This is a genomic window from Frigoribacterium sp. CFBP 13605 (genome assembly GCF_014839405.1).
Classification (GTDB): domain Bacteria; phylum Actinomycetota; class Actinomycetes; order Actinomycetales; family Microbacteriaceae; genus Frigoribacterium.
On the sequence record NZ_JACYNS010000047.1, the window covers coordinates 1 to 20074 of the forward strand.

Genomic DNA, 20074 nt, shown 5'->3' on the forward strand with positions numbered 1-20074 from the left:
GCCAGCGACGCCGACCAGGCGGCCCGGGTTGCCGGAGCCCCCGCCTGCAGGGCGTCCTCGGCCTCGTCGGCCGACGCCAGCAACGCCGCGATGCCCGCACGCTCGGCCGGCACCGGCGTCGTGATGCGCACCCGGGCGACGGGCAGGTCGATCGCGGGGTCGGGCACCTCGACGGTGACCTCGTAGTGCTTGCGGGCGAAGAAGCCGCCGACTCCCCCGACGGTCACCTTCTGTGCCGCGACGATGCGCGCCGAGGCCCCGTGGGTCGCCCGCACCTCGCGGCGCAGCCCGTCGAGCGTCTCGCCGGTCATGACGATCGTGGTCGGCATCTCAGGCCACGATCGAGTCGGTCGCGCGGACGACGCCGACGGTCTCGATGGTCGAGCCGGCGGCGGTGGCCTCCTGGTACGACAGCACCGGCAGGCCGTTCTGCTGCGCCGACACGAGTCGGTGGATGGCCGGTCGCAACGCCGGGGCGCAGACCAGCACCGCGCTGAGACCCTGCGCCTCGACCGACTGCACGGCCTCGCGCAGCGACCCGAGCACCTGCTCGACCCGGTGCCCGTCGAGCAGGATCTGCGTCCCTTGGTCGCTCGGTCGGAGCCCCTCGAGCATCGACTGCTCGAGGGTCGGGTCGATCATGATGACCCGCAGCACGCGGCCGTCGAGGTACTGCGCCGTGAGCGCGGGGCCCAGGGAGGCGCGGGCCGCCTCGACGAGTCCCTCCGGGTCGGTCGACACCTTCGCGCGCAACGTCAGCCCCTCACAGATCCGCGCGAGGTCGTTGATCGGGATGCGCTCCGACAGCAGGCCCTGGAGGACGCGCTGCAGCTCGGCGAGCGACAGCATGTTCGGCACGAGGTCGTCGACGGCCGGGGCGTTGACCTGCTTGACGCCCTCGGTCAGCACGCGGACGTCCTCGCGGGTCAGCAGTCGGGCGGCGTTGTCGGCGATGATCGACGACAGGTGCGTGACGAGCACCGAGACGCGGTCGATCACCGTGGCGCCGGTCATCTCGGCGCTGTGGCGCATCTCGGCGGGCACCCACTTGCCGGCGAGGCCGAAGACCGGCTCGACCGTGGCGGTGCCGGGCAGGCCGTCGAGCGCGTCGCCGAGGGCCAGCACGGAGCGGGCCGGCGCCTGACCGCGACCGGCCTCGACGCCCGCGATGCGGATCGAGTAGGTGGCCGGCGGCAGGTCGACGCTGTCCCGGGTGCGGACGGGCGGCACGACGATGCCGAGGTCGACAGCGATCTTGCGACGCAGGGCCTTGACCCGGCCGAGCAGGTCGTCCGACGCTCCCCCGACCATGTCGACGAGGTCGGGCGCGAGCAGGATCTCGAGCGCGTGCACCCGCATCTGCTCGAGCAGGTCGTCGGTCGTGTCGGTGGGGGCGACGACCGCCGCCTGCTGCTCCGCGAGGGCCGCGCGCGCCTCCTCGGCCTTGGCGGCCACGCCGAGCCGGTAGGCGACGAGCAGCAGCGCCCCACCGATCAGCAGGAACGCGACGATCGGCATGCCGGGGATGAAGCCCATGCCGATGGCGGCGGTCCCGGCCACGGCGAGCGCGATGCGCGACTGGCCGAGCTGCGACGCGGCCTGCGCGCCCATCTCGGTGTCGGCGCCCGAGCGGGTGACGATCATGCCGGTCGAGACGGCCATCAGCAGGGCGGGGATCTGCGTGGTCAGGCCGTCGCCGATGGTGAGCAGTCCGTAGTGCGAGAGGGCGTCGCCGATGGCCATGCCGTTCTGCAGCGCGCCGATCGCGATGCCGCCGACCAGGTTGATGATGATGATGATGATGCCGGCGATCGCGTCACCCTTGACGAACTTCGACGCACCGTCCATGGCGCCGTAGAAGTCGGCCTCGGCGCTGACGTCGGCGCGACGCTGCTTGGCGACCTCGTCGGTGATGAGGCCCGCGTTGAGGTCGGCGTCGATGGCCATCTGCTTGCCCGGCATGGCGTCGAGGGTGAACCGGGCGCCCACCTCGGCGACGCGCTCGGCACCCTTGGTCACGACCACGAACTGGATCACGACGAGGATCAGGAAGATCACCGAGCCGATGATGATCGAGCCGCTCACGGCGACGTGCCCGAACGCGGCGATGACGTCGCCGGCGAAGCCGTCGCCGAGCACGAGGCGCGTCGAGGCCACGTTGAGCCCGAGGCGGAAGAGCGTCGCCACGAGCAGCAGCGACGGGAAGACCGAGAAGTCGAGCGGCTTCTTGACGAAGAGCGTCGTCAGCAGGATCACCAGCGCCAACAGGATGTTGAGGATGATCAGCACGTCGAGCATCGGCGCGGGCACCGGCACGACGAGCAGCAGCACGATGCCGACGATGCCGACCGGGACGGCGAGCTTGGGCAGGGTGGACTTCATCGGGTGCCTCCAGGGGTGGCGGGGCGGACGGAGCGGGAGAGCGCAGGAGGCGCGGTGCGGGACGGTGCGGAGGTCGCGCCGGTCGTGCCCGTCGCGCTGGTCGCGGCCTCGCGGGCGATGCGGAGGCGGCGGGGCACGGCGTCGGCCTCGAGCGACTCGGGAGCCAGGACGCCGGCCACCTCGTCGGCCGTGGTGACGCGGGGCGGCGTGTGCGTGCCCTTCAGCGTGCCGCGGGCCTTGAGCGCCATGACGAAGGTGAGCACCCGGGCGACCGGCGTGTAGAGGTCGACGGGGATCTCCTCGCCCAGGCCGCAGGCGGCGTGGAGGGCTCGGGTCAGCGGGACGTCGACGACGAGCGGGACGCCGTCGGCGGTGGCCTGCTCGCGGATGCGGGCGGCGACCGTGCCGGCGCCCTTCGCGACGACGCGGGGAGCCGACTTGCCGGGTTCGTACTTGACGGCCACGGCGTAGTCGGTCGGGTTCACCATGACGACGTCGGCGTCGGCGATGGCCCCGATCATGCGGTTGCGGCTCATCGCGAGCTGACGGGAACGCCGCTGCGACTTGACCAGGGGGTCGCCGTCGCTCGACTTGTTCTCGTCCTTAACCTCTTTCTTGGTCATGCGGGTCTTCTTGCGGTTGCGGCGCATGACGACGAACACGTCGGCGAAGGCGAGCAGCAGGCCGGCCGCGATCGCGGCCTTGATCAGGATGCCGGTGCCGGCCTTGGCCTCCTCGAGCACGGCGGAGACGCTGAGGCCGCCGCCGCTCATGAGCACGGGCATCAGGCCCTGGATCGCGAACCAGAGCACGAGGCCGACGACGGTCGTCTTGATCAACGCCTTCGCGCCGTTCCAGAGCGCCTGCGTGCCGAAGGTGTTCTTGAGGCCGTTGAGCAGGTTGAACTGCTCGTAGTTGCCGGTCATGCGCTTGATGTGCACGCCGCCCTGCACGATCGCGGTCGCGAGGACGGCCACGCCGACGACGGCCAGCATGGGCCCGATCGTGGCCCCCATCGAACCCGCGCCCTGCATCAGCTCGGTGACCACGGTCGCCGAGTCGGGGTGCGTGATGGCCTGGCGGATCGAGAACATCTGGTCGACGCCCGCCGAGGAGGCGCGCTCGATGGTCGAGGGGATCATCACGGCGGCGGCGCCGACGCCCACCCAGGCGCTGAGGTCCTGCGACCGGGACAGCTGGCCCTTCGAGTGGACCTCTTTCATCCGCTTCTCGGTCGCGGCCTCGGAGCGCTCGCCGGAGTCGTCCGCCATGTCAGCCCACCCCCAGCAGCATGTCGGCGGCGTCGCCGGTCAACGAGGCCACGACGCCGGGCAGGGCGAGGAAGACGCCGCCGGCCAGCATGACCGTCATGAGGATCTTGAGCGGGAAGCCCATCGCGTAGGCGTTGAGGGCCGGCGCGACGCGGGAGAGCAGTCCGAGGCCGACGTCGGCGAGGAACAGCACGACGCAGAGCGGCCCGGCGATCTGGATGGTCGAGAGGAAGAGCTGGCTGACGCCGGTCGTCAGCAGCTCCACCGGACGCGAGAGGTCCATGCCGAGGCCGAGCGGCACGGCGTCGAACGATCGCGTGAGGCCGCCGATGATCAGCTGGTAGCCCCCGGTCGCGAACATCAGGGCGAGCGCGGTCATCTGGAACAACCGGGTGAACTGCGCGCCGTTGACCATCGACTGCGGGTCGAACGCCTGGGCGAGCGTGAAGCCGCCGAAGAGGTCGATCAGGCTGCCGGCCGCCTGCACCGCGGCGAAGGCGACGAACACCAGGAAGCCCAGCACGGCGCCGACGACGAGCTCGAGCACGAGGGCCATGACGAACGGTCCCGTCTCGAGGGACACGTAGCCGGGGGCGACGCGGGGCGCGACGGCGAGCGCGAGCCCGATGCCGAGCATGGCCTTCACCCTCGCCGGGAAGGCCCGGTACGAGAACGGAGGCGCGATCACGAGGAACGCGGTCATGCGCACGGCGGCGAGGAGGGTGGCCTCGAGCCAGCTGAGGTCGAACGACACGGTGCGTCCCTACCCGCCGCTGAGCAGCTGGGGGATGCGGTCGAACACCATGGTCGTGAACGACACCATCTCGCTGATCATCCAGTGTCCGGTGACGATGAGCGCGATGCCGACGGCGACGGCCTTCGGCACGAACGAGAGGGTGACCTCCTGGATCTGCGTGATCGACTGCAGCAGCGAGATCGCGAAACCGACGACGAGCGAGGTGATCAGCACGGGCGCGGCGAGCTTGCCCGTGATGATCAGGGCCTGCATCGAGAGGTCGAGGACGGCGTTGGAATCCATCAGGCACCCACCTGGTAACTCTCGATGAGGCTCTTGATGATGAGGCCCCAGCCGTCGACGAGGACGAACAGCAGGATCTTGAACGGCAGCGAGATCATCACCGGCGGCAGCATCATCATGCCCATCGACATGAGCGCGGCGCTGACGACGAGGTCGATGACGAGGAAGGGGATGAAGATCACGAAGCCGATGATGAACGCGGCGCGCAGCTCGCTGATCATGAAGGACGGGATGAGCGTCAGCATGGGCACGTCGGCCTGGCTGTCGGGGTTCGGCTGGTTCGCCGACCGGGTCATCAGCGCGAGGTCCTCTTCGCGGGTGTGGGCGAGCATGAACTCCCGCAACGGCGCGATGCCGGCGTCGATCGCGCCCTGCAGGTCGAGGCGGCCGTCGAGGTAGGGCTGCACGGCGTCCGTGTTGATGTGGGTCAGGATCGGAGCCATGATGAACAGGCTCAGGAACAGGGCCAGCCCTGCGAGCACCTGGTTCGGCGGGATCGACGGCAGCGCGAGCGCGTTCCGCGTCATCGCGAGCACCACGAAGATCTTCGTGAACGACGTCATCATCAGCAGCAGCGCGGGCGCCACGCTCAGCAGCGTGATGCCGATCAGGGTGACGACGGCCTGGCTGGGCGCACCGTCGGGGCCGTTGATGCCGATGCTCAGGCCGCCCGAGCCGGTGCCGTCCGACGTGGTCTGGTCGGTGTCGGTGAAGTCGGTGGGGGTCGTGCCGGTGGTGGCGTCGGTGCCGTCCGTGGCCGGGGCGGTGGGAGCGGTGGGGGCCGTCGGCGAGACGGGGGCCGCGTTCGCCTGCTGACCGATCAGCATGACGAGGGCGGACGCCACGACGAGCGCGAGCAGCGTGACGACGACGGCCCGGGCGAAGCGCGTGTCGGCGAAGCGCACGGGTGCGGCCACCACGGAGCGGCCGAGGGGGGCCCCGTGCAGGCCGTCCCGCAGCGTCGGGCGGGCGAGGCGACGCAGGGCGGACGCGAAGGAGGGGCGGGTCGGGGACACGGACGACCGGCGGCCGGTCATCCGGCTCGTCCGCTGCGCAGGGCCGCGGCCGCCTGACGCCAGGTGTCGGGTGCGAGGATCGAACCCTCGATCGACTTGGCGGTGCGACCGCGACGACGGGCGTCGAGGTCACGAGGACGCGAGACGGCGGCACGGCGGGCGGCACCGCGAGGGCGCAGCAACTCGACGGGGGTCGCGTCGGCGGGGGTCGCGTCGGCCGGGCGGGCGGGCAGCTCGTCGCGGGCCGCGGCGCCCTCGGCGGAGAGGACGGACGCGAACGCGACGGGGGCGATCGACGTGACCCGCGCCTCCTGCGTGACGGACTCGGTCGCGGACTCCTCGGGCTCGGGGACCAGCGTCAGGGCGCCGACGTCGACGGGACGGTCGGCGGCCGCCAGGACGGTCACGGACGACTCGGTGACGCCGAGCACGAGACGCTCGCCCTCGACGTCGACCACCACGACGCTGGCCTTCGCGCCGACGCCCTGACGGGCGACGACCGAGACCTGCGACGTGGCACGGGAGCCCGCACGACCGCCCTTCACCAGGCGCTTCTGCAGCACCCAGAGCAGGGCGAGGACGACGCCCAACGAGAGGACGACCCGCAGGCCGACGACGACGGTGTCCACGATCAGGCGATGCCGTCGGCGACGTCGAGGATCTTGGTGATGCGGACGGCGTAGTCCTGGTCGACCACGACGACCTCGCCGTGCGCGATCAGGCGACCGTTGAGCAGGACGTCCGCGGGGGCGCCGGCCGAGCGGTCGAGTTCGATGACGGCACCGGGCTCGAGGCCCAGGACGTCGCGGACCGACATGCGGGTGCGGCCGATCTCGACCGTCAGGGCCATCTCGACGTTGTTGATGCGACCGAGGTTGCCGGTCGACACCGCGCCCACGGTCGGCGCCACGGGCGACGAGCCGCCGATCGTGCCGGTCTCGCGGAGGCGCAGGGCGAACCAGCCGGCGGGCTGACCCGCGGCCGTCAGCTCGAAGACGACCGTCTCGGGGTCGGTCAGGAGCGCGTCGGCCGACTCGCGACGGCTCTCGCCGAGCACGCCGGTGCCGAGCACGCCCGTCGCGGCCTCGAGCGCGGGACGCAGGACGTCCGAGACCGAGACCATCGGGTTGTCGGTGCCCGCGGCGGCGGCGAGCTGGTCCATGTCGGCCAGCAGGACCGCGGTGTCGGCCGAGACCGACCCGACGAACGACGTGACCACGACGGACGGGCCCGCGAGGCGGAGGCCGTGCGCGGAGGCCGGGTCGACGGCCACGGCACGCAGGGGCGTGGGCGTCGGCAGCTGGGCGACCAGCGCCTCGACCGCCGCGGTGTGCAGGGTGATGGTCGTGCCGGTCATGAGGTTCCTTCTTCGGTGCCGGTCAGGGAGGTGGAGACGACGATGCCGGCCAGGCGGGAGCCGGCGGCTCCGACGGCGGCACGGCCGACGGGCTGGCCGTCGACGCTGATCTCGAGCGGGCGGTGCTGCGGGTGGGGAAGCGGCAGCAGGTCGCCGACGGCCAGCCCGAGCACGACGCTCGGCAGCACCGCGGCGGGGGCGAAGGTCAGCGAGACGCCGACCGGCACCGAGGCCAGCTGGGCGCCGAGCAGGTCGCGGGCGTCGGCGGCGTCGATCGTCGGGTTGGACTCGCCCAGCTGCGACAGCAGGACGTCGGCGGGGATCGCGACCGTGCCGGGCGCGACGCGCTCGCCGACTCGGATCTCGAACGAGGCGACGATCATCAGGTCGGACTTCTGGGCGGCCTGGGCGAACTGCGAGTTGTACTGGAACCCGCCGACGCTGATCGGGTCGGCGAGCATGGTGCCGAACGAGTAGCGGAGGTCGTCGAGGGCGTCGTCCATCAGGCGGCGCACGAGGGCCTGCTCGATGGGCGTGAAGGTTCGCTCGGGCAGCGTGGCGGGCTTGACGGCGCCGAGCATGTGGCTGACCCAGGTGAGCGCGGCGGACGACGGGAACTGGATGACGGCCTTCGCCGAGACGCCCTCGAGGGTGCAGAGCACCATGGCGGTGGTCGGCGGCAGGGACGAGGCGTACTCGTCGTAGGTGAGCATCTGCACCTGGTCGCAGGTCACCTGCGAGAGCACCCGGACCTTGGCGGTGAGCTGGGTGCCCCACTGCCGCGCGAAGGTGTCGAAGGCGAGCTCGAGGACGCGCGAGTGCTCACGGGCGAGGGTCGTCGGACGGCGGAAGTCGTAGACCTCGACGGTCTTCTGCGGGCGCGTCGACGAGCCGACCGTCGAGGTCGGTGCGCTGCTGCCCGTCGGGGCGTCGAGGAGTGTCACGGACGGAGCTATCGGCCCGCCCCACCTGGGCGTTAGCCCAGGATCGGTCGTACCCCCCGGACTGGGTTGCCGTCGTCGTGCTGCGGCGCGGGGTCGCGCTCCCGGGCCGGAGGGGCCCGTCGGGGGTCAGTGGCCCGAGGACTCCTCCTTCTTCTCCGTCTTCTTCTCGGTCTTCGTCTCGGTCTTCGTCTCGACCGCGGCGTCCGCCGTCGACGCGTCACCCGACTCGGCCGTGGTCGAGGTGTCGGCCGCCTGCTGGACGGTGGGGTTGCGACCGTCGGTCACCGCGCCTCCTGCGGCGGCGGCGGCCTGCTCGAGCTGCGGCAGCAGCGCGCTCACCGTGTCGGACTGGTTCGACAGGACGACGATGTCGACCCGGCGGTTCGACGCGAGGTCGGCGTCGGTCGTGCCGGTGCTGAGCGGACGCGACGAGCCGAAGCCGACCGACTGGATGTGGTCCGCACCCACGCCGCCCCGCTCGACGAGGTCGCGCAGCACCTGGGTGGCGCGGGCGGAGGAGAGCTCCCAGTTGGTCGCGAAGGGCGCGGTCGAGCTGCGCTGGTCGGCGTGGCCCTCGACCGAGACGTCGTGACCCGAGGTCTTCAGCACCGGCCCGATGGCGTTCATGACGTTCACGGCCGTGCCGCTGAGGTCGGCGCTGTTCGTGCCGAAGAAGGTCTCGGAGCCGATCAGGCGGACGGTCAGGCCCCGGGCGTCGACGGCGAACTCGACGTCGGCACTGAGCCCCGAGCCCTCGAGGTTCGCGGCGATCGCGGCCTTGATGGCGGTGAGGTCGTCCAGTTCGCCCTGGGCCGCGACCGTGGCGGCGGCGGCCTGCTCGGCGGTCTGGGCCTCCCCCGAGGCGGCGGCCTTGCTCAGGTCGGTCTCGTCGCCCGACGAGTAGCCCTTCCCCTCTTTCGTCACGTCGGCGGCGTTCACGACGGTGCCCGAGGCCGTGTCGACCTTGCCCACGTCGGTCTGGCCGAAGCCGGTCGCGAGCGAGTTGCGCAGGGCGATGTACTTGTCCTGGTCGACGTTCGACATGGCGAACAGCACGATGAACATGCACATCAACACGGTGATCATGTCCATGTACGAGGCCATCCAGCGCTCGTCGGGGTGCTCGTCCTCGGCGTGCCCCTTCTTCTTGCGACCGCCGCGTGCCCCGCTCATGCGGCCAGCCCCTGGTCGTCGCCACCGGTCTTCGCGCCGGCCTTGGCCTTGGCGCCCTTGCCACCCTTGCCGCCCTTGCCGTCGCCGCCGTCGAGCGCGTGCGTCGGCACCATGGCCTTGAGCCGTTCGCCGAGGAGGCGCGGCTGGCTTCCGGCCTGGACCGCCAGCACCCCCTCCATCAGCAGCGTCATGCGCAGCTCGTCGAGGTCGGCCAGCTTCTTGAGGCGCGCGCCGAGCGGCAGCCAGAGGAAGTTCGCCGTGAGCAGGCCCCACAGGGTCGCGACGAACGCCGCGGCGATCATGTGGCCGAGCTCGTCGGGCTCGGCGAGGTTCTCGAGCACGTGGGTGAGGCTGACGACCGTGCCCACGATGCCGACCGTCGGGGCGTACCCGCCGAGGCTCATGAAGAACTTGCTGGCCGTGCGGTCGGCGGCGAGACGGGACTCCATCTCGTCCTCGAGCAGGATGCGCAGCTCCTCGCCGTCGGTGCCGTCGGCGATGTTCTGCAGGGCGCCCTTCATGAACGGGTCGTCGAGCTTCTCGGCCTCCTGCTCGAGCGAGAGCAGGCCCTCGCTGCGGGCCTTCTCGGCGAGCGACACGACGCCGTCGATGACCGACTGCGGAGGGACGACCTTGCCGGTGAAGGCGCGGGAGATCTTCTTGAAGCTGAGGATCGCGTCCTTGATCGTCGTGCCGGCGATGCCGACGCCGATGGTGGCGCCGAAGACGAGGATGATCGGGGCGGGCAACAGCAGCCCGGCGATGCTGACGCCCTCGAGCTGGATCATGCCGAAGAGGGCACCCAGGGCGAGGACGATGCCGATGATCGTTGCGGGATCCACGGTCAGCGTCCCTGCGTGATGTCGGCCGATGCGGCCGGCGCAGCCGGCACGGACGGTGCGGCCGGCAAGGACGGCGCGGTCGGCGCGTGGACGGCGGGAGCCTGCACGGCGGGACGGAACTCGGTGACGCGACCCGCGCCTCCTGCACCCGACGAGCCTCGGACGATGCCGAGCTGCGGACCGGTGGAGGTGCGGTTGCCGAGCGCCTGGGCCGTCGGCGCGGTGGCGGACGGCTCGTCGTAGGCGAGCGAGACGATGCGGGCCCGGTAACGGGCGATCATCTCGATGACCTCGGCCATCGGCTCGGTCACGACGTACTTGGCGCCGTCGACCATGATCAGGACCGTGTCGGGCGTCTCGTGGATGCGCTCGATGAGGTCAGGGTTGACAGCGAATCTGCTGTCGTTGAGTCGCGTGACGACGATCATCGGCCCGTCCTAGGTCTGTGTCTCCTGCCTCCGTCCGTGGGGGCAGGTGTCGCTGCTCGTCCTGAGCGGCTACGGGTGACTATCGGCCGGAGGTGGCGGGGCGTTAGGTGCGGGTCGCGGGCCGATCCGCCCATCTCAGGGGGCACAGGGTTCTCCACAGGCAGGTCGCGGTGGGCCGAACAGTCGGTATGGTGTGTGACATTGCTCATATCAACGAGGGGAAACCGCCGTGGCGCAGTACATGGACATCGATCTGGAGGCGCTGGCCACGTTGGCGCGCGACCTCCAGACCCTGCACACCGACCTGTCGTCGGGCAGCGCCGGCGCCTCCGGTGACGGCGTCGGCTCGCCACGCCTGCAACAGGCCGTCACGGCGTTCGCCGACGACTGGGCGATCGCGCGCGGGCGGATGCTCGAGTCGATCGCGGCGGTCGGCGCCATGGCCGAGGGCGCGGCGAAGACCTTCACGCAGGCCGAGGACGAGCTGGCTGCGGCGCTGACCCCGACCGACACGGCGGGTGCGGCATGAGCCGCCCGTGGGACTGGAGCCCGCTCGACCTGGCGTCCGACCCCGTGCCCGGTGATCCGACCGAGATCCGGTCGTCGGCCACCTCGGCGCGGGCCACGGGCACCTCGATCGAGACCCAGTCGAGGCGGCTGCGTCGATTGGCGAAGGCCGAGGGGTGGGACTCCGAGTCGGGCCGCACCTTCACGACGTCGGCGGAACCGCTCGCCGACGCGATCGACAAGGCGAAGCAGCGCTACCTCGACCTCGCCACGGCGCTGGACACCTACGCGGACGGCCTCGAAGAGCTCCAGCGCCAGGCGGACGCCGCGCGCCTCGACGCCGACGAGGCGAAGGAGGCGCGGCGCACGGCCGACAAGTACGTCGTCCCCGGCGAGACCGACCCGTTCGAGATCGACCGGCAAGAGGCCGCCCGGACGCGGGCCGTCGACCTCGCCGACACCGACCTCGCCGACGCGAAGGCGGTCATCACCCGCCTGGTCGGCACCGGGGGCGACACGGACGGCGAGTACGGCGCCCTCAACGACCAAGCGATCGCGGCCATCCGCCTGGCGGGTGACGACGAGCTGCGCGACACGTGGTGGGACGGGGTGAAGCAGGTGGTGCACGACGCCCGCGGGGTGCTGGGGGCGATCAAGGACCTGCTGAACGCGCTCGGGCCGGTGCTGGCCGTCTTGAGCTTCGTACCGATAATCGGCCCCTTCGCTCTGGGCATCGGAATAGCGGCTGCCGTGCTCCTCCTCGTCATCACCCTTGCTCAGGCCAGTGCGGGCGACGCAACCCCTGCGGACATCGGGACCGAACTCCTCGGCGTCGGCCTCTCGATCGTCGGCTTGGGGGCTGCCAAGGGAGCACTGGTGGCCACATCGGGGATGCGACGATCGATCATCGACTCGGTCAGCGCTCGCGCACTTGCCGGGGTTCCCACCAAGGCCGCAAAACAGGCCCGGCTCGCGGAGCGGCAAGCCGTTGCCGAGCGACTCGACGCGGTGGCGAGGAACCCCCTCGTCACCAGCCTCGACAATCTGCTCCTGGGTGGGGCCGCCGAGATGTTCGCGATGCGCCGCCTGGCCGCGGGTGGGCCGAAGGCACGCGAACTGTTTGCTCCCGGCGTCGTTTCAGCCCTCACGAACGGTTTGCTGGGTGCAGGTCAAAACGTCAAGTCGCTGGTGTCGGCCGGGCAGGACGCAGCCGACATCGCGGCGGGCACCTACTGGACCGAGAAGACGAAAATCCATGTGGGGTCGCTGTGACGTCCGCGGGGTATGCCTTCACGTTTCCGCACGGGTGGGGTCGCCTGAACCTCGCAATCGATCTCGACAGCGAGATCGAGCGATTCCTCGACGGGGTGACATCGCTGAGTCGCCAACGAGACGCGCGAAACACGGTTCTGGCCCGTCGGCGTGCAAAGAACACCTATCTGGCGATTTGTTCGCAGGCAAAGCAGGACGGCGTCCTCGACCTCTTCGTCTTCTCGTCGACCGCCGGGCCATCGATGGGCCCCATGTGCTTGTCCGTCGTGCCCGTGGTGACAAACGAAGCTCGCTCAGGCGTCTCGCTGAATGTCGAGGTCGCTCGTTCCCTCGCCGGGCCAACGAGCCTGGTCAGCACCATGAGCACCAGCCAGGGCGACGTCGCACGAGTCCTGGATCGATGGACGGAAAGCGCCGCACAGTGGGCCAGGACGGCTGAACTCGCGCTTGCACGCCGGGGAATCGCCAGCACGACAGACCTTTCATCCGAGCAACGCCAAGCGCTCGAGGAGCCCCTCGAAACGGCACGAGTTCATTACATCGTTGACGTTCCCGAGCGGCGTGACTGTGTCCTCCTCATGACCTTCATCGCGACGGGTGGAGTCTTTCTCTCGCCGCAACTCGCCCACGCCGATGACATCGTGCGTGCTTTCCGCTGGACAATGCCGGCCAGAACCCGACCTTCGTCGACCTCAGCTGAAAGTAAGGCCGGCTCGTGAGCCGGGCGATGTCGACGCCATTCGTCCTACGGCCACGATGGCGCCACTACGCACGAAACGCCGTCATCTCGGGCGGGTCGACGAGCCTCATCCCGTTCACCGTCCGGGACTCGGCGGTGGGCTGGGCTCTTGCCGCAGTCGTCCTGGTGTTCGTTCTCGGCGGCATCTGCCTCTACATGGTGACCACCCGCGTCGTCTTGCACGACGACGGGTTGAGCTACTCGCGCTTCTTCTTGACTCGACATGTCCCCAGGACTCGTCCGACGGCCGGAATCTTCGCCACTGTGGATGGTCCTCGACCCGTTCTTCGTCTCATCCTGGGACGGGGCAAGCAGCCAATCGTGCGGCTGACGGGTGCCTACTGGGCCACCCCTGACCTGGAACGGATCGCGCGCCACTTTCCCCTCAGGTACTCCAACGGCAATGGCCTGCTGAGCCCAGCAGAAGCAGACGCCCTCGCACCAGGCATGCTGTCGCCCCCACAACGACACCCTTGGGCGACCCTCGTCATCGCCGTTTCCCTGACCATGATCGCCGCGGTCCTTCTTGGCATCATCATCTGGTCGCTCTGGGCTCCCCCTGTCGTCGCGGCGGCGAGTGCATGAGACCCGACCGAGACCTGGAATTGACCATCCATCACTCATCCTTCTGGCGACCACTCTTCGGCGTGGCAGGCCAGGGGCCTCCCGATGACTCGCATCCGCTTGCCGGACTGCGGACGACCTTGGAGGAACAAGGCGCGATAGCCGCGTTCGTGGCCTCCGGGCGTCAGGACTCGGGCCCGGTCGCCTGGGCCGCCCTCTACGTCGCCGAAGACGACCATCCGATAAGAGAAGGCCTGCTGAGGGAGTCCCTCATCGCGAGCTCGACATGCCTGGCGCCACCATCCGTCGCAACCCTCGGAACGCACCTCGGAAGCGCCCACCGAATCCAGGCCATCCGCCTTGTGCCTCTGCAGGGACTCTCGCGCCCCGCCGCCATGGGCCAGGTGACCTGGACGTGGTTGCAGGAGGGCACGTCGACCCGCGTCATCTTGATCGCGGAAGCTCCCTTTCCCCACCCATTCTCCGAGGTCGTCCGCCTCATGGACGAGCTCGCGGAAGGTCTTTCGTGGCATCTCACGAACGACCCTCCGTCAGACACCACCCCAGAGGAAGAAGAACCATGACCAGCAGCCCCCTCCCGCCCGCCATCACCTACCGACCGACGTGGCCGCACTTCTGGGCGAAGGCCAAGGGCCGGGTGTTCCTCGTCCCCCTCGCCTTCCTCGTGTGCATCAACCGGATGGGCGTCTCCGCCCTGCCCTACCTCGTGGCGGGGGTGGTCGTGATGGCCGTGGGCCTGGGGATCTACCTTCGGACGACGACCCTCTCGGTCTCGGGCACGGCGGTCACCCGTCGGCGGTGGGGACGCACGACGACCGTCGCCCTGGACGGCGACCACCAGGGCATCCTCTGCATGCTCAACCAGGGCGTGCAGACGCTCGGATACCTCGCCGTCCGGGACGGCAAGGGCCGCCGACTCGTCCTCACCGAGGCCAACTGGCCCGGAGGACAACTGCTCGAGATCGCCCAGCACGCACGACTCACGATCATGCCGGCCGATCAGGTCTTCTCGGGCAAGAAGGCCGCCGCCATCGTGCCCGGGGTCGTCCCGCTGACGACCCGACGTCCGGTGCTCTGCGCCCTCGTGGCGCTCGCAGGCCTGATCGCCGTCGTCGTGCCGATCGCCATGGTGACGGCCGGCGCGGCCTGATCGCTCCGGGAGGACACCGCCGTCTGGACGAGACACCGCGGCATGCGGCGGCGTCACGTCCACTCGACGGTGCGGCGGGCTGACAAGCGGGCGCGCGGCGCGTCACGTGCACGAAACAGGGGGCTGGCAGGATGTGCCGGTGACCCACGAACCCCTCGACGAGTCGCGCCCCGGCACCACCCCCGCCGCCCGCGCCGACGACGTCACCCGCACCTCCTCCCCCACCCCGACCGCGAGCATGTCCCGCGCCGCGAGCTCCGAGCGGAACGCCGTCGGCAGCGACGACGGGCCCACCCCCGAGTCCTCCCCCGCGGGCCTGCCGGACGCCGCGACCCCGGACGCCGCAGCCCCCGCCCGGCACGGCATCGACGACCCCGCCCTGACCGGCTCGGTCGAGACCGTCGACGTCAACAAACACACGCTCGCCGAGAACGTGATGGGCGTCGTGACCGGTGTCTTCCTCGCCTCGTTCGGGCTCTTCCTGCTCAAGACCAGCGGGGCCGTGTCGGGCGGCACGGCCGGTCTCGCCCTGCTGACGAGCTACGCCACGGGCTGGACCTTCGGCGTGCTGTTCGTCCTCGTCAACGTGCCGTTCTTCGCGCTCGCCGTGTGGAAGAAGGGCTGGCCCTTCACCCTGCGGACGATCCTGACCGTCGTCATGCTGTCCGCCTTCTCGTACCTGCACCCGCTGATGTTCGACATCGACGGGATCGACCCGATCTACGGAACCCTCGCCGGCAACCTGCTCGTCGGCGTCGGCCTGCTCATCCTGTTCCGGCACGGGGCCAGCCTCGGCGGGATCAACATCCTCGCCCTGGTACTGCAGGAACGCGCCGGGCTGCGCGCCGGCTACGTCCAGATGGGCTTCGACGTGGTCATCGTGCTGACCTCGTTGACCGTCGTCTCGCCGTGGATCGTGCTGCTCTCGGCCCTCGGCGCCGTCGTGTTGAACCTCGTGCTCGCGATGAACCACAAGGCCGGCCGGTACGTCGGACACACGTGATCACACCTTTCTGCCAGACTTCCGTGCACGACCGGTCTGTTTGAGGCATTCTCGTCTCGAAGCGGTCACTTTCTTCTTTCACGTCCCCGGACGTCACACCACCTAGGAGTCCCATGTCCAACAACACCGCCATGCCCCAGTCCGCCGGCACCGCCGCGGGCTACAACGTCCTCGCGATCGTCGGGTTCATCCTGGCCTTCGTCTTCAGCCTCGCCGGCCTCATCGTCAGCCTGATCGCCCTGTCGCAGATCAAGAAGACCGGCGAGCGCGGCCACGGCCTCGCCCTGGCCGGCGTGATCCTCAGCGCCGTCTTCCTCGTCGGCGGCATCATCATCGGCATCTCGGCGTTCAGCGCCGGCATGGCATCGGTCCAGACCTACTAGGTCGATCGACCCGGCGCACGAGCCGGGGAGCACAGGAGGCGCGGTGTCTGCAGAGCAGGCACCGCGCCTCCTTCGCGTCGCGGGCCCGTAGGCTCGATCACGCACAGGGCTCAGCCCTGCGGGGGGCCCCGCCCTACGGGGGGGTTCAGCCCTGCGGGGGATCGCGGTCGTCGGGGGTCGCCGTTAGCGTGTGGGCATGCGACGGTGTCTCGGCGAGGTGGAGGGCACACGCGCTGTGCCGTCCTCTCCGGGGCCACCCCGGGGCACGCAGATCGACCACGGCACCGCTCCGCAGGCCGGTGACCGCGCTCCGCGCGGCTCGCGGCCCGCACCGATGCACGAGTCGCCGAGGCACCGCCGCAGCCACCCCACCGCACCCGCCGCGGACGCAGGCGGGTCACCCCCGACACGGACTCCGCACCCGCCCCGGCGGCACCCGACCGCGACCCGCGCGGCCGGCGGTCGGACGACAACCGGGTGACCGCCCACTCCCCCGCGTCCGCCGTGGGCGCCCGCGAGCCCGATCCGGGTCCCGATGCCGTCGCGACCGCCCTCGCCGACGCCCTGCTCGCGGCCGAGTGGACCGTGGGTGCACTGGCCGCCGCCGCAGGCGAGGCCGTCGACGGGCCGGCAAGGTTCTGGCGTCCCCTCGCCCGCGACCTCGTCCGCGCCCTGCCCCGGGCACCGCACGACGACCCCCGCACGCTCACCGCCCACATCCGCCGCGATCCGGCCTTCACCGAGGCGGTGACCGAGGCCAGGAAGCGCGGCCGGCCCCTGCGCATCGTCCACCACGTGCCCGTGACGCAGGAGGCGCGCTCGGCCGACCCGCGCCTCCTGCGTCTGGGCACCGTGGCCGACGTCGCCCGACTGCTGCACCTGACCGTGGGCGAGCTCGACTGGTTCGCCGACCCCGGCCGGTGGAACCGCCGGATCGAGCGAGGTCCGCTGCAGCACCACCGGTACGAGTGGCGGGCACGGCCCGGACGCACGCCGCGGCTGCTCGAGGTGCCCGGGTTCCGCCTGCGCGACCTGCACCGCGTCGTGCTCGACGAGGTGCTGGCGGCGGTGCCGCTGCACGACGCGGCGCACGGCTTCGTCCCGGGGCGCAGCGCCGTCACCGGCGCGCGACGGCACGTCGGCCGAGAGGTCGTCATCGCCCTCGACCTGACCTCGTTCTTCGCCCGGGTCACCGCCGGGCAGGTGTTCGGCGCGCTGCGCCGCGAGGGCCTGCCGGACGCCGTCGCCCACGTGCTCACCGGGCTCTGCACGACCTCCGTGCCGCCGGGCGTGCTGTCGCGCATGCCGCCGGGCGGCAGCCCCGAGCAGCGGTTCGCCCTGCGTCACGCGCTCTCGGCCGCCCACCTCGCCCAGGGGGCGCCGACCTCGCCGACCCTCGCGAACGTGGCGGTGCGGAGGCTCGACTCGCGGCTCGCCGGCTACGCCCGGGCCGCGGGAGCGACCTACACGCGGTACGCCGACGACCTGGCGTTCAGCGGCGACGGCACGCTGGCGGGGCGGGCCGACGCGCTCGTGCGGGGCGTCGGACGCATCGTCGGCGACGAGGGACACCTGCTGAACCCGACGAAGACCCGGGTGCGCGGAGCGGCCACGCGACAGGTCGTCACCGGCGTGGTGGTCAACGCGGGCACGAACACGGTGCGCTCCGAGTACGACCGGCTGCGGGCCGTGCTGCACAACGCCGCCACCACCGGGCTCGAGGCACAGAACCGGGCCGGGCACCCGGACTTCGCCGCCCAGCTCTGGGGGCGCATCGGCTGGGTCGAGCAGCTGAACCCCGGGCGCGGGGCCCGGCTGCGCGCCGCCTTCGCGCGCGTCCCCCGGTGACCGGCGCCGCGCCTCCTGGCCGGCGCCGCGCCTCCTGACGACGAACGCACCGCATTCCGTGCACCGCACCGCGACGAGATCGGGTGTGGTGCACGGAACGCGGTGCGAAGGGTGCCGCGGACTGCCGCGGACTGCCGCGGACTGCCGCGGGCAGCCGCGGGCAGCCGGCGGACTACCGCTTGAGGTTGGTGAGCTCCTGCAGCACCTCGTCCGAGGTGGTGATGATGCGGGCGTTGGCCTGGAAGCCGCGCTGGGCGACGATCAGGTTGGTGAACTCCTGCGACAGGTCGACGTTCGACATCTCGAGCGAGCCGCTGGACAGCGAGCCGATGCCGGGCGAGCCGGGGGCGCCGACGGTCGCGGCACCCGAGTTGGCGGTGGCGCGGTAGCCCGAGTTGCCCTCCTTCTCGAGGCCGCCGGGGTTCGTGAAGGTCGCGAGGACGACGCGGCCGAGGCCGACCGTCGAGCCGTTGCTGAACTGGCCCATGAGCGTGCCGTCCTTCGACAGCGAGAAGCCCTGCAACGTGCCGGCCGCACGGCCGTTCTGCTCGGTGATCGACGTCGTGTTGAGCGCCGCGAACCCGGTGATGCCCGACAGGTCGACGGTGACGCCGTTGAGTCGCAGCGACGCCGCGCCCGCCTGCTTGCCGTCGGCGAAGGTCAGCGAGGCCGTGGCGCCTCCGTTGCCGTCGGTCGCGGAGGCGTCCCAGCCGGCCGTCGTGCGGGTGAAGGTGAGCGTCAGGGTGCGCTCGAGGCCGTTGGCGTCGAACACCTTGGTGTCGCGGACGATCTTGTCGCCGACCGCCGACTCGCTCGGCAGGTTGCCGCCGACCGTGGCGCTCGAGGTCGCCGTCGCGGGGGCCGCCGCGTTCAGGGGCAGCGTGATGTCGCCGAGCGCGCCTCCGTCGTTGATGACGCCGTTCGTGGCCGAGTAGCCCTGCACGATCTTGCCGTCGGACGACACGAGACGGCCGTCGGCGTCGAAGTCGAAGGCGCCCGAGCGGGTGTAGACGGTGTCGTTGCCGAGGCGGGTGACGAAGAAGCCGTCGCCCGAGATCATCAGGTCGGTCGCCTTGCCCGTGGCCTGCGCCGACCCCTGGGCGAAGTTCGTCGAGATGCCGGCGACCTGCACGCCGAGGCCGATCTGGGCGGGGTTCGTGCCGCCGATGCCGGTCTGCGGGCCGCCGGCGCCCTGCGTGATCTGCGACAGCGTGTCCTGGAACTGGGTGGTCGACGACTTGAAGCCGGCGGTGTTGACGTTGGCGATGTTGTTGCCGGTGACGTCGAGCATCGTCTGGTGCGAGCGGAGGCCCGAGATGCCGGAGTAGAGGGAGCGGAGCATGGGTGCTGCCTTTCAGCTGGGGAGAGATCTGGAGGCGCGTCCTGCGCGGGTGGTGCCGGTCGCGTCCTGCTCCCGGTGTGGTTCGAGGGGTGGTGCGGGTCGTGCGGGTGGTGCCGGTGGTGCTGCGGGGTGCGCGTCGGGGACGCGTGTCACGCCTTCGTGGTGGCGATGCCCGAGATGAGATCCAACGCGACCTCCTTCCCGCCGACCGAGACCTTGGGGACGGCCTCGGCGAACGACACGCTCGTCGCGGTGCCCTTCACCTCGACGCCGTCGGGTCCCGTGTAGCTGACCTCGCGGCCGACCAGGTTCGACGCGGCGATGCGCATCTGCAGCGAGAAGTTCTCGTTGGCCGTCGTCGTCTGCGCGGTGACCTGCTCCATCATCGCCAGCTGGGTGGTCTGCGACATCATGGCGTTGGTGTCCATCGGGGTCGACGGGTCCTGGTTCTTCAGCTGCGTGACGAGCAGCTTCATGAACATCTCGCTGTCCATCGTGTTCGCCGTCGCACGGCTCGAGCCGCTCTTCGCGGCGTTGGCGGCGGCGATCTGGGTCGCGACGTCGACGGTTCCCGATATCTGGTCGATCGAGGGCATGGGGTCTCCGGTTCAGGCCAGGACGTCGAGGGACGTCGAGAGGGACGAGGAGGCGCGGGCACGGTCGACCGCGCCCGTCGCGTCGAGGGGGTCGGTTCCGTCGCGCGGCGCGCGGCCGGTGGCGCCGCGCGCCTCGGCGGCGTCACGGGCCTGTCGCCCGGCGCCTCCGTCGGCGCCGGACTGCGCCCCGGGCGAGC

The 20074-nt window shown here is 71.0% G+C and carries 23 protein-coding genes; 8 read left to right on the forward strand and 15 right to left on the reverse strand.

Annotated elements, in window-relative coordinates; translation table 11 throughout:
- The 12 genes from IFT36_RS10150 to IFT36_RS16935 all read right to left on the reverse strand — a co-directional run.
- Positions 1-329 (reverse strand): hypothetical protein (locus IFT36_RS10150; protein ID WP_200413044.1); only part of this gene is annotated, 329 nt, incomplete at its 3' end.
- A 1-nt stretch (position 330) separates the two neighbouring features.
- Entirely contained in the window at positions 331-2382 is a 2052-nt protein-coding gene (locus IFT36_RS10155; RefSeq protein ID WP_056043626.1) for a flagellar biosynthesis protein FlhA, read from the reverse strand.
- Positions 2379-3653 (reverse strand): EscU/YscU/HrcU family type III secretion system export apparatus switch protein, encoded by a 1275-nt coding sequence (locus tag IFT36_RS10160; protein WP_200413045.1) that lies wholly within the window; start codon positions 3651-3653, stop codon positions 2379-2381. The genes IFT36_RS10155 and IFT36_RS10160 overlap by 4 nt, the downstream gene beginning before the upstream one ends.
- A gap of 1 nt (position 3654) precedes the next feature.
- Complete coding sequence (locus tag IFT36_RS10165; RefSeq protein WP_255350769.1) at positions 3655-4407, reverse strand: flagellar biosynthetic protein FliR; 753 nt, start codon at positions 4405-4407, stop codon at positions 3655-3657.
- A 9-nt stretch (positions 4408-4416) separates the two neighbouring features.
- Complete coding sequence (gene fliQ / locus IFT36_RS10170) at positions 4417-4692, reverse strand: flagellar biosynthesis protein FliQ (RefSeq protein ID WP_043596053.1); 276 nt, start codon at positions 4690-4692, stop codon at positions 4417-4419.
- Positions 4692-5729: a flagellar type III secretion system pore protein FliP gene (fliP, locus tag IFT36_RS10175; protein ID WP_374058392.1), complete on the reverse strand. Its 1038-nt coding sequence runs from the start codon at positions 5727-5729 to the stop codon at positions 4692-4694. Before fliP ends, fliQ begins: the two co-directional genes overlap by 1 nt.
- Entirely contained in the window at positions 5726-6337 is a 612-nt protein-coding gene (locus IFT36_RS10180; protein ID WP_200413046.1) for a FliO/MopB family protein, read from the reverse strand. The genes fliP and IFT36_RS10180 overlap by 4 nt, the downstream gene beginning before the upstream one ends.
- Before the next feature lie 2 nt (positions 6338-6339).
- Positions 6340-7065 (reverse strand): flagellar motor switch protein FliN, encoded by a 726-nt coding sequence (gene fliN, locus IFT36_RS10185; RefSeq protein WP_056043636.1) that lies wholly within the window; start codon positions 7063-7065, stop codon positions 6340-6342.
- The gene (locus IFT36_RS16930; protein WP_056043639.1) at positions 7062-8009 is read right to left on the reverse strand and encodes a flagellar motor switch protein FliM; all 948 of its coding nucleotides are present in this window, start codon (positions 8007-8009) and stop codon (positions 7062-7064) included. The genes fliN and IFT36_RS16930 overlap by 4 nt, the downstream gene beginning before the upstream one ends.
- 126 nt (positions 8010-8135) lie before the next feature.
- Complete coding sequence (locus IFT36_RS10195; RefSeq protein ID WP_173153494.1) at positions 8136-9182, reverse strand: OmpA/MotB family protein; 1047 nt, start codon at positions 9180-9182, stop codon at positions 8136-8138.
- Entirely contained in the window at positions 9179-10024 is an 846-nt protein-coding gene (locus IFT36_RS10200; protein WP_056043640.1) for a motility protein A, read from the reverse strand. The genes IFT36_RS10195 and IFT36_RS10200 overlap by 4 nt, the downstream gene beginning before the upstream one ends.
- A 2-nt stretch (positions 10025-10026) precedes the next feature.
- Positions 10027-10452, reverse strand: a complete 426-nt coding sequence (locus tag IFT36_RS16935) for a flagellar FlbD family protein (protein WP_200413047.1) — start codon at positions 10450-10452, stop codon at positions 10027-10029.
- A 241-nt stretch (positions 10453-10693) separates the two neighbouring features.
- Between IFT36_RS16935 and IFT36_RS10210 the strand changes: the two genes are divergently transcribed.
- The 8 genes from IFT36_RS10210 (at position 10694) to IFT36_RS16940 (ending at position 17939) form a co-directional block, all read left to right on the forward strand.
- Positions 10694-10981, forward strand: a complete 288-nt coding sequence (locus tag IFT36_RS10210) for a hypothetical protein (RefSeq protein ID WP_056043642.1) — start codon at positions 10694-10696, stop codon at positions 10979-10981.
- Positions 10978-12231: a putative T7SS-secreted protein gene (locus IFT36_RS10215; RefSeq protein ID WP_056043645.1), complete on the forward strand. Its 1254-nt coding sequence runs from the start codon at positions 10978-10980 to the stop codon at positions 12229-12231. The genes IFT36_RS10210 and IFT36_RS10215 overlap by 4 nt, the downstream gene beginning before the upstream one ends.
- Complete coding sequence (locus tag IFT36_RS10220) at positions 12228-12950, forward strand: hypothetical protein (RefSeq protein ID WP_157485180.1); 723 nt, start codon at positions 12228-12230, stop codon at positions 12948-12950. The genes IFT36_RS10215 and IFT36_RS10220 overlap by 4 nt, the downstream gene beginning before the upstream one ends.
- A complete protein-coding gene (locus IFT36_RS10225) occupies positions 12947-13555 on the forward strand; it encodes a hypothetical protein (protein WP_056043651.1) in 609 nt (202 codons plus the stop codon). The genes IFT36_RS10220 and IFT36_RS10225 overlap by 4 nt, the downstream gene beginning before the upstream one ends.
- 559 nt (positions 13556-14114) lie before the next feature.
- Positions 14115-14705 (forward strand): hypothetical protein, encoded by a 591-nt coding sequence (locus tag IFT36_RS10230; protein WP_200413048.1) that lies wholly within the window; start codon positions 14115-14117, stop codon positions 14703-14705.
- Positions 14706-14943: 238 nt separating this feature from the next.
- Positions 14944-15708 carry a YitT family protein gene (locus IFT36_RS10235; RefSeq protein ID WP_082460145.1) on the forward strand — a complete coding sequence of 255 codons (765 nt, stop codon included), beginning with the start codon at positions 14944-14946 and terminating at the stop codon, positions 15706-15708.
- Positions 15709-15821: 113 nt separating this feature from the next.
- Positions 15822-16091 (forward strand): DUF4190 domain-containing protein, encoded by a 270-nt coding sequence (locus IFT36_RS10240; protein WP_056043661.1) that lies wholly within the window; start codon positions 15822-15824, stop codon positions 16089-16091.
- Positions 16092-16568: 477 nt separating this feature from the next.
- Complete coding sequence (locus IFT36_RS16940; RefSeq protein ID WP_200413049.1) at positions 16569-17939, forward strand: reverse transcriptase family protein; 1371 nt, start codon at positions 16569-16571, stop codon at positions 17937-17939.
- A 172-nt stretch (positions 17940-18111) separates the two neighbouring features.
- Here IFT36_RS16940 and IFT36_RS10250 read toward each other — a convergent pair whose 3' ends face one another.
- The 3 genes from IFT36_RS10250 to IFT36_RS10260 all read right to left on the reverse strand — a co-directional run.
- On the reverse strand, positions 18112-19281 hold the full coding sequence (locus tag IFT36_RS10250) for a flagellar hook protein FlgE (protein ID WP_200413050.1): 1170 nt from the start codon (positions 19279-19281) through the stop codon (positions 18112-18114).
- 149 nt (positions 19282-19430) lie between these two features.
- Positions 19431-19877: a flagellar hook assembly protein FlgD gene (locus IFT36_RS10255; RefSeq protein ID WP_052505459.1), complete on the reverse strand. Its 447-nt coding sequence runs from the start codon at positions 19875-19877 to the stop codon at positions 19431-19433.
- A 12-nt stretch (positions 19878-19889) separates the two neighbouring features.
- The coding region (locus IFT36_RS10260) for a hypothetical protein (RefSeq protein ID WP_200413051.1) at positions 19890-20074 on the reverse strand (185 nt) is incomplete at its 5' end.